The following is a 15314-nucleotide window of genomic DNA, read 5'->3' as shown; positions in this document are numbered from 1 at the left end:
AAGGAAACTACAGCACACAACGTATTAAATTTAACTATAATCGAATTGGTTAAATTTTCGTTACATAGTTAAAAATTTTCCCGCCGATTTACTTAATTCAATAGTACATTTGCTAACCAAATCTAGAGTCGTTAGGTAAGGTTCTGATTTGTTCAAGCTTTTCCAGTATGGACATTCCAATACCAAGTATTAATCAACACACTTGACTTACCTTAGCTGCAAGTTCTGCGAGGTTCATCTGCTCGTAGTGTTCAAAAGGTTGATGAATCCAAGGATTATCAGGCAGATAATCAACATAATAATCGGGTGCTATAACTGAACAGGCTTTATACCAAAGAACGGCGGTGCGAATTTCTTCAATGGGGAAATCAATATTTTGCTTGAGCCAAGGTATAGTCTGTTGGAGTGTGATCCCAGAGTCTACTAAGTCATCCACTAGGAGAATGCGCGAACCTAACTTTTCGGCAGTCATTGTCAAGTGACGGGAGAAAATTAAATTACTTCTTTCTTGCTTACCAGTCCCACTGTAAGATGAGGTTGCTAAAATTGCCAGTGGTTGCTGGTATATACGGGAGAGAATATCTCCTACTCGTAGTCCTCCTCTGGCAAGACAGATAATCTGGTTAAATTCCCAACTGGATTGATAAATCTGAATAGCCAGTTGTTCAATTTTTTGGTGATAATCTGACCAAGAAACATAAAGGTCTGGCATAAGTCTAACGGGAGTGGTAGATAGCTAGTATTCAAGGCGATGTCTACGATGGATGGTCACTGAGCGGCTGGTGAGCGCAGCGATGCACTGAGCTTGTCGAAGTGCGGGCTATTCGGCGTCGCAAACTTAATATTTTAGTATGAGTGCAAGTTATTATGAACGATTCTGCCGCTGATGGCGATGCCCAACGAGATCCTAAAAGTGAAAAACTCGACTTTAAAACAAAACTGGCTTACGGTGCAGGGGATTTAGGCCCAGCAATTACTGCAAATATTTCCGTCTTTTATCTGCTGTTTTTCTTTACCAATATCGCTGGTATCCCTGCGGGTTTAGCTGGCAGTATTTTGATGATTGGCAAAATCTGGGATGGGGTAAATGATCCGGTTATCGGGTTCCTGAGTGATAAAACGAAATCTCGTCGCTGGGGCCGTCGTCTTCCTTGGATGTTTTATGGAGCAATCCCCTTTGGAATTTTCTTTTTCTTGCAGTGGATTGTACCGCAATTTAGGGCAAATCAGAGTGAGAACATTTGGCCGATGTTCTGGTATTACGTAGCGATTGGGGTGCTATCTCAGTCCTTTTACACGATTGTGAATTTGCCTTATACGGCGATGACTCCAGAACTAACTCAAGATTACGACGAACGCACCAGCCTTAACAGCTTTCGATTTACATTTTCCATTGGTGGTAGCATTCTGTCATTGATTTTAGCGCAAATTATTTTTTCTCAAATTGCCGATCGCCAACAACGATATCTCGTTTTAGCAGCAGTTTGTACTGTAATTTCGATTTTAGGATTATATTGGTGCGTTTTTGGAGTCCGCGATCGCATCCTGGCTTTTGAGTCCAAACGCATTCAAGCCGAGGAACCTGCATCTCTCTCCTTCTTAGAACAGCTAAAAATTGTCTTTAGCAACCGACCTTTTTTATTTGTTATTGGTATATATCTTTTTTCTTGGCTAGGTGTGCAGATTACAGCCAGCATTATTCCCTATTTTGTAGTCAATTGTATGGGTCTCAAAGAATCAGATGTGCCCACACTGCTGATTGCAGTGCAAGGGACTGCCCTGCTGATGCTATTTGTCTGGGGGGCGCTGAGTAAAAAAATCGGCAAAAAACTTGTTTATTTTATGGGAATGAGTTTATGGATCATAGCTGCTGCCGGACTATTTTTCTTACAGCCCGGTCAAATAGCTTTGATGTATTTGATGGCTGTCATGGCAGGTATTGGTGTATCCACAGCTTATCTAATTCCCTGGTCGATGATTCCAGATGTGATTGAATTAGATGAACTCCAAACCGGACAACGCAGAGAAGGCATTTTTTATGGCTTCATGGTTTTGCTACAAAAATTTGGTTTAGCTTTCGGGCTGTTTTTGGTGGGAAATGCTTTGCAAGTAGCCGGTTTCAAAGAATCTGTAGCCGGAAGTCCACCACCTATCCAACCGGAATCAGCATTGTTTGCTATTCGCATTGCCGTTGGGCCTATACCTACAGTTTGTTTGATTTGTGGCTTAGTTTTAACGTATTTTTACCCGATTACCCGCGAAATGCACGCAGAAATTATGTTGAAACTCAAAGAACGGCAAGAGAAGAGGGGGAGTTAAGGGAGTGGGGAGGCAGGGGTAGCAGGGAAAAGATTTTTTGTGTTATGGCAACCGCGGAGGCGGTTAAGACGCAAGTTGAATGCGCCCACCTTTGTGTAATGTGACATTATCGCTCACCACAACCTGGACGGGTTCGAGTCTTGGAAGCAAACAAGTTTCTCTTCCTCGTGTCAAATACTGTTTGATTACACACCCCCTGAACACAGCTAGAAAAATTTCACGTCTAATTGATAGCTTTTCTACAAATCGTAGTCATTAATAAAATTCTGATAGCTACGTACTGTTGCCGCTATTTGGGCTTTGCTAACTTCTGTTGTAATTGTTTTGTAATGACGTTTATAGCTTCCGGCCAACCATATACCACAAACCCACGGCATAGGGAATGTAATTGAGTTCTGTAAAACCTGCTTTCGCAAACTCGTACTCGAAGTTGAAATGGATAAAGTCATCCAACCACGGTTCTTGAAAAGAAGCGCTCAGGGCGTATTCACCACGATAGGTGTCAGCGTATAGTACCCAACCTCCGGGTTTGGTGATCCGGTACATCTCCTTAAGAATCTTAGGCGTCCACTCTTTAGGCGTCTCGTGCAAGAGTAGTGATGACGTGACAATATCAAAGGAGTTGTCAGGGTAGCCAGTGTGACGGGCGTCTACCTGCTCGAACGAAGCCCGCTCACTAAATCCAACCTTGTTAAACTTGTGCTGACTGATCACCAGCATGTAAGGCGAAACATCAGTAACGCGAAAATTCGCCTGTGGAAACCGCCGTGCCAGGGCCAGCGCTCCACCAGCCGTACCTGCACCAAGCTCTAGCACCGTCTCAATTTGAGTGTCTTCAGGAATTAGCTCGGCCATTTTATCGCGCAACTGCTGGCAACTTACATTGTGGCTGAGGGGAATAATGGCATCCATAGCAGCATCCCAGGCTAAACACGACTGAGGGTTGGTGTAGGCATCGGTTGCTCCATGAATGGGAGTGTGGATGTAGTCGGGGTAATATTCATGGTCGGTATGGTAGCCTTTGAGTTCTTCTGCCCAATTAATTGAGGCATATTCTTGCATTACTAAGGGCATCGCTGCGGTAACTCGTCGAATTACCTCGGTTCGATATACTTGTTTGTCCTGTGCAGTCCATCTCGGCATAAATGAACATCTCCTACTTACACTTGTTGCTGGCATTCCTCGACTCCAACCTGGGAACGAGAAATAAACTGCAAATACAATATAGTTTAATCTCTTTTTTGGATGAGATGCTCCCGGATGCTTGGCAGACTGTTTAGTTGTGAAGATGATGCCACGTATAAATTGCTTGTTGTTTTGTTCAGCTTGGAAGTGTCAAGATTTCAAGTTGCTCTGCGATCGCTTTCATCTGAAGTAGGAATAAAAAGCGGGTATTTGAAAACAGCTCGGATCTCCAACAGCCAATGGAAATCTCTATGTTGAGACATGAAGGTGGTTACAGAACTGCCCTTTTATTTGGATGATACTCCAGTGCCATCGCTCAATCTGATAATGGGTTTCATTTCATCTTTTTTTGTTGCGATCGCTTCCAGTGGGCGCTCCACACCATCGCCTGAAAACTTTAGTTTAGATGTAGTTGCAGAAAATTTGAATGGGTGCGATCGTCTGTTCAATTAGTTAAAAATACTGAGGTCAATTAAGTAACAAATTTGATTCAATTAATAAAACAAACGGTTTTGTCATTGTTCCCGTTTGTTTATTAAGTAATGCTACTTACAGACTGGCACGAGATTTTAGACAACATTTTGCCTGATGAGAGTAATGAGGCATACATCAGTGATATCTTTGTAAGACCTCTAATAAATGCACTTGGATTTAATCAGAAAGAGCATTTGTCAGAATTTAAGACAGGGAATGGGACAGTAGATTTTGCTACGCGTAAGAATGTTGATAGTGATATTTTTGCATTGTCTAAAATCAATCCCTATTTACTGATTGAAGTCAAAGCACCAGCAACAGGAGCAGGAGCTAAATTTAATTTATCGGAAGGCACTCCTCAATACATAAACACTAAAGAACAAATAAAAAGATATCTACTTGCTTCTAAGTGCAACACATCTCAATGGGGGATTATTACTAATTCAGTTCATATTCAATTATTCCGGCGACATGGACAAGTTGTATTTCCTGCCACTCCAAGTATTTTAATTAAAAAAGATAATATTAATGCTATTGTTTCTCATGTCAAACATTTAATTGACAATCCGCCTAAAGCCTTAACTGTTTGTATTTATAATAATAAAGGAGGTGTGGGCAAAACTACAACAACTGCTAATTTAGCAGCAACTCTTGCACAACAAGGAAAGCAAGTTTTAGTAATTGACTTTGATCCACAACAAGGAGATTTAACTAAATCTCTTGGTCTACATGTAGGAAAAATCAGCTTATATGATTGTCTATCCGATAGAAATTTAAACATTCACGATACAGTTCAACCATTTACAGTCAAATTTAAATCTGGAAAATCATTACAATTTGACATTATTCCCGCAGATCCCAAACTGGGAAATTTTACAGAGCAAGAATTAGCTACAAGAATTGAAAAGGGGTCTGCTAGGTTAAAAGATGCTTTGAAAGTTTTTGTGCATGAATATGATTATATATTCATTGACTGTCCGACAAACTGGATGTTTTTTAGTCAAAGTAGTCTCTATACCTGTGATGTCGTTTTGATCCCTACCAAGCACAATAATTTAGCATCTCTAGATAATGCAGCTAAAGTAATTAAAGAGTTAGTACCAAAAGTTAAAGCAGCTAGACGAGATGGTGGCCCAATCGCCTTACCTATATTTTTTAATGGTGAAAATATCACTCCTCCTCAGCTTAAAATAGCAAATCAGGAAATTGAAGCTATTATTACCAGAGAGATCAAAGCATCGAAGTTTAATTTACTTCCTTATTTTTATCCTAAGTATATAAAATCTCACACCAATACAACAATATTCAGTCTGCCAAATTATGCAATTGTAGCAGGTGCAGCCTTCGCTCGAATTCCAGCAGCTTTTAAGGATTCTACTGCTGCAAAATATTATCTCGAACTAGCTAAGGAGTACTTTATTTTATGAGTGATTTTGATAATGTTGGCAAACTAATGCATCTGAAGTTAACTGAGATTAAACCTGGAGAGAAGTTTTCCGAATCCGAATTTATCATCAAAGCAGCAGCAGAAACCGTTTTACAAGCTGATGGGCGAAATTGGATTCCTGTTATTGTTAAAGAAATTAGTGACTATCAATATCAAGTTGTTAGTAATCATTTTGTATATGCGGTTGCTCAACAAGCTGAATTAGAGCGGGTATGGTGCATAGTTATCTCACCGGAATCTCAAAGTATTGAGCAGGCAAAAATTTTAGCTAGAGAAGTTTTGCCTAAAGTAAATTTGAATACAGCATCACGAGATACTATTCTAGCTGCACTCAGATACTTAATATCAGAACCAAGTAGTGCTTTAAAGGGTGTAGATCCTATTGTTGCGACAAACCGAATTGCAGAGTCTAATCGCAAAACTTGGTCTAATTTTAACCCAATTATTACCTTAAGATGTGGAATTACTAAAGGCAAAAAGTTGGATGCTCTTGCAAAAGTATTCTTTTTCTCACCATTACCACCTTCACCGCCGTTACCACTACCAGAAATTAGGAGTATTAAATCTGCATCAAGAGATGAAGTGTTTACTCGTTTGAGTTATTTATCAAAATCCCAAATAGATGGCTTTGAAGCTATTGATCTGGAAAAATTATCTGATGTTATATTTAGTGCTAGTAAAGGCAAGTGGAAAAGCTTAAATCCTATCTCCAAACTTGAATGTGGCATTGATACTATAAAAATCAAGGCTCTTAAGAAAGTGTTTAGTCTTTAATCTCATCCACCAATCACAGGAATTACTGACACTATTTTCTCAGCTTCATCTACTGTTATCTGCGCTAGCCCAAACTGTTCAATTACCGCTGCATTTGTCGTCAAATGCCTACTCACCTCAGCCACACGGTACTGACTTTCCTGTGAAGCTAAAGCAGCTGGCAATAATAACTGATCTGCTAAATGTTCATCGACTGCTGCGCCAGTTTGATGAAACTCAAGCAGTTGCTGACAAGCAATCTCTGCAACTGTCTCCGCCGACATCCGTAATCGCCCAAACCCACCAAAGCCAGTCAAGCTGTTCTGATACTCAGCAGTTAAAAAAATTCCCGCCCCAGGTGCCACACCTCTTTCTCGCAAAGCGTGTACAGCAACTTTCAAATGGGCTTCGCGTAACAAATTTTCGGCACGATTCGCCATCCGTTGCGGAATATGCGAAGGTAATTCCGTTACTACTGCTATTCCCCGCACCTGTTGTAACTCTCCCCGCTCTAGCAAGTTGATCCCGCCTAGTTTACCTCCGCCATCCACCTGCAACTGTACCTCTCCCCCACCTTGGGGAAACCATCCCCAAGCGCCTAACTTGACTTGGGCTTCCACTCCCATGCGTTGCAATATCGGCAAATAAACTTGCTCAATATACGTCACTGTCGGGCTAAAGTTTACATGAGTTCCACCCTTTAGTGTTACTTGGGAATTGCCGGATGCTAGTGCCAAAGGTAAGAGAATTGTCTGTAAAACTAGAGCGATCGCACCCGCAGAACCACCTTGTTGTGCTTTACTAACATCAAAGGTATAAATTCCGGCTTGCACAGCACTACCTGGGATGAATTCTAGCAGCATTGAACCCAAAGCATCACCCCGTAATTGGGCATTACAAATTCTACCCGCAGCCCGAACTGCTGTTAAGTGTTGTGCTGCTAATCCTGGGTTTTTGCGTCCAGCGCGAATGCCTGTAATTCGTATGGGTTCGCCAGTGATGGCCGCTAGACTTAAGGAAGAACGAAGAACTTGTCCGCCTCCCTCTCCGTAGGAACCGTCAATTTCAATCATGGGCGATTTTGGAATGTTGGATTTTGGGTTATCCCCACGACTCTTAAAATCAAACCACAAATTATAAACGCTCAACAGCTAGCTTTTTACAGGGAAGTTACACAAATATACAGAGAAAGTGGGTAAAGGCGATCGCAATAGATTTCGTTATAAGTAATCACCCGAACTGGATATTAAACCCTTAAATTTACGATAAAAAAAGAGCCAGAGAACTAACTCTATGGCTCAAAGCTGGAGACAAAAAAATTATCAAATAAAGGCTAACTTGGGTAAGAACCTAAATTCTTCCCAGGTTATGCAGCCCTAAGACAGCGCCCACTCCTAAGATATGACCAAAGGCGGCACTTGCTAAAAGGGCTGGTAAACCAAAATTACCTAAGAAATTGACTGAGGGTATTTTTGGTTCTGCGTTGGGATACTTGATGGTAGATTTGCCAATGGCAATGGCAATGATATTGGCAATAATGATAATCAGTCCAACTGTCGGACTCCATTGCAGAGGTGTAGTTGCAGCAGCGAGTAAGGTCGAAGTAAACACCTGATTTGCTCCTGAAATTTATTAATGATTGAAAATATAATCTGAAACTTTCCGAAGCAAATTCCAAAAAGCACCCAATTTTGCATCAATTTTTAACAGTTATTCTTACTACTTAATACAACGTGAGTTCAACGCAGTCAGTTGACTGTGGTAACTGGTTTAAACTTCAATCTGAAAAATAGGCGATTTTTTAGCTTGAAATTATACCGGATTATCAAATGTCAAGGAGAATTAATCGGGGTTGATTTATAGGCAGCAAATGTTAATGCTAATTTCAGTTAAAAATATAGCATTGAATATTCTCAGTAAACTCTTTGGCGATCGCACTTAATCATGTAGTGTACTTAATTAAATAGTATAATTTTTAACATTATTTCTACTTTTTTAAACTTAATTACGTGGTCAATCTTTTAGCTAGGCTGGTTGCTTACACCTATTAGTACAGCGGGCGCGTAAATCCAGCTACTATCTCAACAAGACTTGGGGCAAAATCCCCTTGTTAAAGGTAGGCAAACTGACGCCACAGTGTACTAGAAAAATAAACCTTCTTTAGATATTGACCTAAAAAGTTTAAGTAGCTGGAGAAAAATATTTACAGTTATTGCGAACGTTGGCGTACCCCTACGGGGAAGCAAGCTACGCGCAGCGTCTCGTAGAGAAGCCTCTCGTTGGCGTAGCTTGCTTCAACCTAGTAGTAGGTTACACTCGCAGTGACATTGTGTAATTAATTCTGTCCGACTACTTACCTGCTCTGTTTACGGCTGCTTTTTACAACAGACATCTCCAGAAATTAAATATGCGTTATCCAGAACCCTTGTAGAGACGCGAAATTTCGCGTCTCTACATTCTTTTCCGGAGATGTTTAACGGATTGCAAGTTAGGGAGGTACGTGCTTTGGTCTACAAGCCTGATAAAAACTTTTTTTACTCCTAACTCCTAACTCCTGACTCCGACTGTAATTTCGGCGAACTCACATTAATGCATCTATACTATGCAATTTTATTTTTATATCATAAATGAAAAAACATAATTTTCATCTATCAAAAGTATGAGATAAACCTAGAGTCAATTCCTCTATCTAAAGAAATTAAATAGAAATATTTAATCTAAAAGTATACTTCTGGCAGAAGATGTAAAAAAATATTAGATATCTTAAATTAAAATAAATATTAATTAAAGTTCCGAAACAATTTAGGCAAGTGTGCTATACACGAACTTGGAACAGCCTAAAACTTTGTTAAAATCAGCAACACACAAACTATGAACTCTACCACCGAAAAACGTATTGCCTTAATTTCCGTCCACGGAGACCCGGCGATTGAAATAGGGAAAGAAGAAGCTGGGGGACAAAATGTTTATGTGCGCCACGTGGGTGAAGCACTAGCGCGGCTTGGATGGCAAGTTGATATGTTCACCCGTAAGGTGAGTCTGGAGCAAGACTCGATTGTTGAACATAGTAACAATTGTCGAACTATTCGTTTAAAAGCTGGTCCACTTGAGTTTGTGCCGCGAGATGAAATTTTTGAATATCTGCCAGAATTTGTGGATAATTTCCTTAAATTTCAAGTAAAAAATGACATTAAATATGAGTTAGTTCACACTAACTACTGGCTCTCTAGTTGGGTGGGGATGGAGTTAAATAAAATCCAAGAGAGTAAACAGGTTCATACCTACCACTCCTTAGGAAAAGTAAAGTATAACACTATAGAAATAGAAAATATTCCTCTGATTGCAAGTGTGCGATTAAAAGTGGAAAAAGAGGTGTTGGAAATAGCAGAGCGAATTGTGGCGACAAGTCCGCAAGAAAAGGAACATATGCGATCGCTAGTTTCCACTAAAGGCAATATCGACATCATTCCCTGCGGTACAGATATTCAGCGGTTTGGTTCAATTGCACGAGAAGCAGCCAGAGATAAATTGGGTATTGAGAAAGAAACCAAAGTTGTATTATATGTAGGACGTTTTGACTCACGCAAAGGTATAGAAACCTTGGTGCGTGCAGTAAACGAGTCTGGGTTACGCGACTCCAACAATCTCCAGTTAATTATTGGTGGTGGTAGTACTCCAGGTAACAGCGACGGGATTGAGCGCGATCGCATTGAGCAAATCGTCAACGAACTGGGGATGAGTGAGTTTACCACTTTTGCAGGTCGTCTGAGTCAAGACATCCTGCCAACTTATTACGCAGCTGCCGATGTTTGCGTTGTTCCCAGTCACTACGAACCCTTTGGACTTGTGGCGATCGAAGCGATGGCAAGTGGTACACCAGTCGTAGCAAGTGATGTTGGCGGACTTCAGTTTACGGTGGTTGATGAAAAAACTGGTTTATTGGCACCAGCACAAGATGTAGATGCTTTTGCAGTTGCCATTGACCGAATTCTCTTAAATCCAGAATGGCGAGACGAATTGGGTAAAGCTGGTAGAAAGCGCGTCGAAACTAAGTTTAGCTGGGATGGTGTAGCAAATCAACTGAGTGAACTTTACACCCAACTGTTGCAGCCACAATCAGTAGCCTCAATAGCAAAAGAACTAGTACAGTCAACAGCCGAATTAGTGCAATCAACAGCAAAAGAACTAGTGCAGTCAACAGCCGAATTAGTACACTCACCAGTAAAACAGCCAGTTTTTGTTGCTAAATAATTCTCTTGGGTAACAGATAATGGTGAGTAGGTAACTTGAAACTAAGCAATAATTTTCTTTTCCTAGTTCTCAGTTACTATTACTCAATCATTTCTTCTAGGGTAGGTGATTTCCACTATTGGCTTAATTAGTGGAAATTACAAGAGAAGCCAGTTATTGCTGGAAAAAAGAAATTCTCAGCGCAGAAGTCTATCTTAATGATAGATTTGTGCGTTTTTTTATTCGCAGCTACCACCAAACCAAGTAACCGCTATGATAGTTGAGGTCTGCTATGCTTTGACTAAACGAAAATAAAAGCATAGCGATCGCTACCATTTGAATGTTAACAATTAATCGCTTTGCAACCAGTTGACTTTACCACTCTCACAGCTGCTTGTAGCGAAATCCGCGCTAACTGGCTACCATCACGCTTAGAACAGGTTTACCAGCGCGATCGCTACACTATTGCTATGGCATTACGCACTCTCAAACAGCGAGATTGGCTAGAGATTTCTTGGCATCCTCAAGCTGCACATATTTGTATCGGCGATTCACCACCGCGAATACCAGATACCTTTACCTTTAGCCAACAACTGATACACCAATTGGGTGGTTTGGCACTGGTGGCTATTGAAGCGATCGCCCCTTGGGAGCGGGTTATTGATTTGCAATTTGCCCGTCGTCCCGGAGAAAGCGCCCTGTATCATGTGTATGCAGAAATCATGGGTAAGTATAGCAACGTCATTCTCACCGACGCCAGCAATATAATTATCACCGCCGCCCATCAAGTCAGTCAGCTACAATCTAGTGTCCGTCCCATCCAAACCGGACAACCTTATGAAACACCACCGAAACTGACTGGAACTGTCCCCAGTTTGAGCGAATCCCAACAACGTTGGCAAGAACGGGTAAGTTTAGTGCCAGGAGCAATCAAGCGGCAATTGCTGAAAAGTTATAGTGGCTTGAGTGCAGCACTACTAGAATTAATGCTGCTAGAAGCAAATATCGCACCAGAAACATCCACCGATAGCTTCAACCCCGACGATTGGCGACGGCTGTTTGAGCGTTGGCAAGAATGGCTGCAAGCCTTAGATTCCAGTAAGTTTCAACCCGCTTGGACAAAAAATGGCTACACCGTAATGGGTTGGGGTGCAGTTGAAAACGTCAAAGATATCCAGGAGTTACTCAACCGCTACTACAGTAATCAGATCAACGAACAGTTATTTTCCCAATTACGCCATCAGTTAAGTCAGAAATTAAATAATATTCTGGCGAAATTACAAAATAAAGCTCAAACCTTTAAGACGCGCTTGCAGCAATCAGATCAAGCTGATGAGTATCGACAAAAAGCTGATTTATTGATGGCTCACTTGCAAAACTGGGAACCGGGGATGAAGGAAATTATTCTTTCTGATTTTGATACAAATTTGCCAGTAGCGATCGCCCTCCAACCAGATAAAAATGCTGTCCAAAATGCCCAAAGTCTTTACAAACAGCACCAAAAGCTCAAACGCGCTCGTTCTGCTGTCGAACCACTACTGTTGTCAGTGCAGACAGAAATTGAGTATTTAGAGCAAGTAGAAGCTGCCATATCTTCGATGGGCTACGCCAACGCTCAGATAGACAACTACCAAACAGCAGAAGATTTGCGAATTTTAGAAGAAATCCGCGAAGAGTTGATTGGACAAAAGTATCTAGAAGATCCAGAATACCGCAGCCGCAGCGCCAATGAAGTCCCTAGCACCAACTTTCATCGTTACCTTACCCCCAGTGGCTTTGAAGTATTAATCGGTCGCAACAATCGCCAGAATGACCAATTGACCTTTCGTGTAGCTGGGGATTATGACTTATGGTTCCACGCTCAAGAAATTCCAGGGAGCCATGTGCTACTACGTCTAGAACCGGGTGCTGTGGCAGAAGAAGCTGATTTACAATTTGTAGCTAATCTTGCTGCATACTACAGTCGCGCCCGTCAGAGTGATCAAGTGCCAGTAGTTTACACTCAGCTAAAACACGTCTACAAACCCAAAGGAGCAAAACCGGGAATTGCAATTTACAACCAGGAGAGCATCCTCTGGGGAAAACCACAAATAGTTATTAGTCATTAGTCATTAATCATTGGGCATTGGTTATTTCCCCTCTGCTCCCTCTGCCCCTCATCCTCCTCACCTCCCCCATCTATACCCTGCGATCTGCTGAATTATCCTGATAGATAGAGGGTTTTAAGCTTTGTTCATATCTTTTTTTTATGAATATTCAGGAAAAATCTGTGTTGGCTGTTACAATATTATTAAGAAAAGTTGCCCGTTGTATTTTGGGAACGCGCAATTGGGTTTTAACTTTCTTGAGAAGACAACGCAAAAAAAGATTTCTAGACCAGCTGTGGGAGGCTGGTCTTTTTGTTTTTTAAGTGCTTATCCGATAACTGACTACAAACACTTTGAGCATTTTTTGAGCATCTATAGTTAGTAAGTAATCAGACAGTCGTTATGAACTGACACTGGCGTTAATGGGGAGCCTCCACGGTGAAACAGAGCTTAGAAAAGTAACCCACACTCAAGCGCGGCATAACCCAAAAACCCCGATTTTATTAGAGTTAAAACCCGCTGCATCTATGAGGATGATAGCAGCAAGAACCCAAGGTTTGTGATGGTTAAATTGGCTACACCCAAATGCATACCGCGATGAATAATACTCCAAGCTCAAGAAGGCATTCTCTAGGATATTAATACTCGACTATATCCAGCCTCGCAATTTTTTATGTACCTGCGCTAGATACCACATATAATCATCAATTTTGTAATTGTCAACGGCTTTAACTAGATATTCCTGAGCTAAATCAACATTATTCTCAGCTTCGTAATATAATCCCAAGTAAAGATGACTGTAAAATTTGCCGCTCTTTCCTTCTGATTGACCAATAGTTAAAACATCATCTGGTGTACAATCTCCCGCATACAAATCATATACACGCTGCATAACACGTCGAGGGTCATTTTTCACAGTTAGTAAAGAATTACGTGCCTCTTCAACACCTAACGAACAAGCTATGCAGAGATATCGCCATACTGTTTCTTCTACATCTTGAGCATTCACTGTCAAATCTATTTCAAATTGTTGAGCGCCCTCAGCAAATCTTTCTGCATAATAGTACGATAATCCACGTTGCCAGAGGTAAGGTTTAATATCGGCATCCAATTGCTCTGCCATATCAAAATCTTGAATAGATTGATCAATTTTGGCCAGTTGAAAGTTAACCATGCCTCGGCGAATGTAAGCAGTGGGGTTTTTTGGTTGATTGTGGATGGTTTCGTTGCAGCGCTTGAGCTGATTCTCCAGAGAATTTGAAAAAAACATGAGTTTGTCAATGGGTTTGGTCAGGTATTGAATTAGAATCAACAAACTAGATATCAATTTTTGAGATGTGCCGTCTGTTTTATCCTCTGCTTCAAAATGGGGAAAACAGCAGCATTGTGAATATAAGTTCTGTGGGGGGTTTAGTCTCGAACCGTACAGGCGCTCCTTATGGTATGACTAAAGCGGCTATAAATCAACTGAGGCGATCGCTATCAGTTGAATGGGCTTGAGATCATATTAGGGTAAATACCGTAGCACCTTGGGCTATTCGCACGCCTCTAACCGAGTCTGTACTCGATAACCAAGATTTTCTCAAATTAGTTCTATCACAAACACCTATGGCGCGGGTTGGTCAACCAGAAGAAGTAGCGGGTTTAGTGGCATTTCTTTGTCTGCCTACGGCATCTTTCATCACTGGACAATGTATCACCGTCGATGGTGGATTTTTGGCTTTTGGTTTTTAAGTTAGGACTTACGCAATAACTCTCAGAAAGTCTTATTCCTACCCTGCGGTCAGCCGCTGCTGCGTCTATGTGTCCTTTGTTTTCTTTGCGGTAGCCTACGGCAAGCCGCTCCGCGTCTACGTTTTTTCATGATTTTGTGTAAGTCCTATTTAAGTATCAAAGCGAGATCCATCCACGAGGTAGAAGAAACTACTAAAAGAATTCAGTATTGTAGAGTTTGTTTCTTAATATCAGGAAAAACGCCCGTGGTTCCCATTAGAGATAATATTCCTACAAAAATCACACCTTATGTGACTTATGGACTGATTGCTACCAACGTCCTCGCTTTTCTTTATGAAGCAAATCTTCCCCCACGAGCATTAAATGGGTTTTTACACCTTGCGGCTGTAATTCCACGAGAACTGACTTTAAGCTTTGCTGGTATCTCTGTACATCAACCAGTGCCAGAGTGGGCAACTTTGATTACCTCGCAATTTTTGCACGGTGGTTTTTTGCATTTAGCCGGCAATATGTTGTTTCTCTGGATTTTTGGCAATAATGTTGAAGATAAGTTGGGCCATGCCAAATATTTGCTGTTCTATTTATCTTGTGGTGTTTTGGCATCCTTGACCCAGTGGTACTTCGCTCAAGATTCTAGCATTCCTTCTTTGGGTGCAAGTGGTGCGATCGCAGGTGTTATGGGAGCGTACATTCTCCGCTTTCCCAACGCCGAAGTTCTCGGCATAGTGCCTTTAGGGTTTTTCTTCCCAACTTTCCGTGTCCCGGCATATTTCTTTTTGGGATTCTGGTTTCTCGAACAAGCCTTCTACGGATTTGCTAGTCTCGAAACACCTACCAACATCGGTATGGAAAGCGGCGGTATTGCCTACTGGGCCCATGCAGGCGGGTTTATCTTTGGGGCAATTATCGGTCCAGTGTTGGGTTTGTTTAGCGATAAATCACAGGAAGAATCTTGGTATAAATAATTTTTCCGGATCTGATTGGGACTTTTAATCAGACTAATTGATTTAATAGGTGAAATTGCCTAAACTTCGCAACTGCCAGCCTTACAGGGTATATTGCAGTTAGTCAATAATTTAGGAAAA

At 41.3% G+C, this 15314-nt stretch carries 12 protein-coding genes and 2 pseudogenes; 9 read left to right on the top strand and 5 right to left on the bottom strand.

Annotation, left to right across the window (positions count from 1 at the left end; genetic code table 11):
* Nucleotides 1–193: 193 nt before the first annotated feature.
* The gene (locus V7K85_RS04350) at nt 194–712 is read right to left on the bottom strand and encodes a phosphoribosyltransferase (RefSeq protein WP_334811419.1); all 519 of its coding nucleotides are present in this window, start codon (nt 710–712) and stop codon (nt 194–196) included.
* A gap of 155 nt (nt 713–867) precedes the next feature.
* Between V7K85_RS04350 and V7K85_RS04345 the strand changes: the two genes are divergently transcribed.
* Entirely contained in the window at nt 868–2319 is a 1452-nt protein-coding gene (locus tag V7K85_RS04345) for an MFS transporter (RefSeq protein WP_334811418.1), read from the top strand.
* A gap of 336 nt (nt 2320–2655) precedes the next feature.
* Here V7K85_RS04345 and V7K85_RS04340 read toward each other — a convergent pair whose 3' ends face one another.
* Entirely contained in the window at nt 2656–3462 is an 807-nt protein-coding gene (locus V7K85_RS04340; protein WP_334811417.1) for a class I SAM-dependent methyltransferase, read from the bottom strand.
* Nucleotides 3463–3579: 117 nt separating this feature from the next.
* Here V7K85_RS04340 and V7K85_RS04335 point away from each other — a divergent pair, with 117 nt between their 5' ends.
* The 4 genes from V7K85_RS04335 to V7K85_RS04320 all read left to right on the top strand — a co-directional run bounded on the left by V7K85_RS04335 (nt 3580) and on the right by V7K85_RS04320 (nt 6199).
* Complete coding sequence (locus V7K85_RS04335; RefSeq protein ID WP_334811416.1) at nt 3580–3762, top strand: hypothetical protein; 183 nt, start codon at nt 3580–3582, stop codon at nt 3760–3762.
* Between the two features lie 3 nt (nt 3763–3765).
* The gene (locus V7K85_RS04330) at nt 3766–3957 is read left to right on the top strand and encodes a hypothetical protein (RefSeq protein WP_334811415.1); all 192 of its coding nucleotides are present in this window, start codon (nt 3766–3768) and stop codon (nt 3955–3957) included.
* Nucleotides 3958–4046: 89 nt separating this feature from the next.
* Nucleotides 4047–5405: an AAA family ATPase gene (locus V7K85_RS04325; RefSeq protein ID WP_334811414.1), complete on the top strand. Its 1359-nt coding sequence runs from the start codon at nt 4047–4049 to the stop codon at nt 5403–5405.
* Nucleotides 5402–6199 (top strand): Rho termination factor, encoded by a 798-nt coding sequence (locus tag V7K85_RS04320; RefSeq protein ID WP_334811413.1) that lies wholly within the window; start codon nt 5402–5404, stop codon nt 6197–6199. Before V7K85_RS04325 ends, V7K85_RS04320 begins: the two co-directional genes overlap by 4 nt.
* A 2-nt stretch (nt 6200–6201) precedes the next feature.
* Here V7K85_RS04320 and rtcA read toward each other — a convergent pair whose 3' ends face one another.
* On the bottom strand, nt 6202–7251 hold the full coding sequence (gene rtcA / locus V7K85_RS04315; RefSeq protein ID WP_334811412.1) for an RNA 3'-terminal phosphate cyclase: 1050 nt from the start codon (nt 7249–7251) through the stop codon (nt 6202–6204).
* A 277-nt stretch (nt 7252–7528) separates the two neighbouring features.
* Nucleotides 7529–7789 carry a photosystem I reaction center subunit PsaK gene (gene psaK, locus V7K85_RS04310; RefSeq protein WP_334811411.1) on the bottom strand — a complete coding sequence of 87 codons (261 nt, stop codon included), beginning with the start codon at nt 7787–7789 and terminating at the stop codon, nt 7529–7531.
* Nucleotides 7790–9049: 1260 nt separating this feature from the next.
* Between psaK and V7K85_RS04305 the strand changes: the two are divergent.
* Together V7K85_RS04305 and V7K85_RS04300 are read left to right on the top strand one after the other, a co-directional pair.
* Nucleotides 9050–10291, top strand: a pseudogene (locus V7K85_RS04305) (glycosyltransferase family 4 protein); the annotation flags it as partial.
* A 476-nt stretch (nt 10292–10767) separates the two neighbouring features.
* Nucleotides 10768–12516 (top strand): Rqc2 family fibronectin-binding protein, encoded by a 1749-nt coding sequence (locus tag V7K85_RS04300; protein WP_334811409.1) that lies wholly within the window; start codon nt 10768–10770, stop codon nt 12514–12516.
* A 628-nt stretch (nt 12517–13144) separates the two neighbouring features.
* Here the strand turns inward: V7K85_RS04300 and V7K85_RS04295 are convergent.
* Complete coding sequence (locus V7K85_RS04295; RefSeq protein ID WP_334811408.1) at nt 13145–13765, bottom strand: tetratricopeptide repeat protein; 621 nt, start codon at nt 13763–13765, stop codon at nt 13145–13147.
* A gap of 53 nt (nt 13766–13818) precedes the next feature.
* On the opposite strand from V7K85_RS04295, the pseudogene V7K85_RS04290 reads away from it, so the two are divergent.
* Nucleotides 13819–14229: pseudogene (locus tag V7K85_RS04290) on the top strand (SDR family oxidoreductase); the annotation flags it as partial.
* A gap of 245 nt (nt 14230–14474) precedes the next feature.
* A complete protein-coding gene (locus V7K85_RS04285; RefSeq protein ID WP_334811407.1) occupies nt 14475–15194 on the top strand; it encodes a rhomboid family intramembrane serine protease in 720 nt (239 codons plus the stop codon).
* Nucleotides 15195–15314: the final 120 nt, after the last annotated feature.

Source organism: Nostoc sp., from assembly GCF_036917615.1.
GTDB lineage: Bacteria > Cyanobacteriota > Cyanobacteriia > Cyanobacteriales > Nostocaceae > Nostoc.
This window is presented reverse-complemented; position numbering and strand designations above follow the sequence as displayed.

What these genes read in the sequence shown, in the direction of transcription:
- V7K85_RS04350 (WP_334811419.1), bottom strand. Translation starts at nt 712, where the DNA reads ATGCCAGACCTTTATGTTTCTTGGTCAGATTATCACCAAAAAATTGAA.
- V7K85_RS04345 (WP_334811418.1), top strand. Translation starts at nt 868, where the DNA reads ATGAACGATTCTGCCGCTGATGGCGATGCCCAACGAGATCCTAAAAGT.
- V7K85_RS04340 (WP_334811417.1), bottom strand. Translation starts at nt 3,462, where the DNA reads ATGCCGAGATGGACTGCACAGGACAAACAAGTATATCGAACCGAGGTA.
- V7K85_RS04335 (WP_334811416.1), top strand. Translation starts at nt 3,580, where the DNA reads ATGCTTGGCAGACTGTTTAGTTGTGAAGATGATGCCACGTATAAATTG.
- V7K85_RS04330 (WP_334811415.1), top strand. Translation starts at nt 3,766, where the DNA reads ATGAAGGTGGTTACAGAACTGCCCTTTTATTTGGATGATACTCCAGTG.
- V7K85_RS04325 (WP_334811414.1), top strand. Translation starts at nt 4,047, where the DNA reads ATGCTACTTACAGACTGGCACGAGATTTTAGACAACATTTTGCCTGAT.
- V7K85_RS04320 (WP_334811413.1), top strand. Translation starts at nt 5,402, where the DNA reads ATGAGTGATTTTGATAATGTTGGCAAACTAATGCATCTGAAGTTAACT.
- rtcA (WP_334811412.1), bottom strand. Translation starts at nt 7,251, where the DNA reads ATGATTGAAATTGACGGTTCCTACGGAGAGGGAGGCGGACAAGTTCTT.
- V7K85_RS04295 (WP_334811408.1), bottom strand. Translation starts at nt 13,765, where the DNA reads ATGTTTTTTTCAAATTCTCTGGAGAATCAGCTCAAGCGCTGCAACGAA.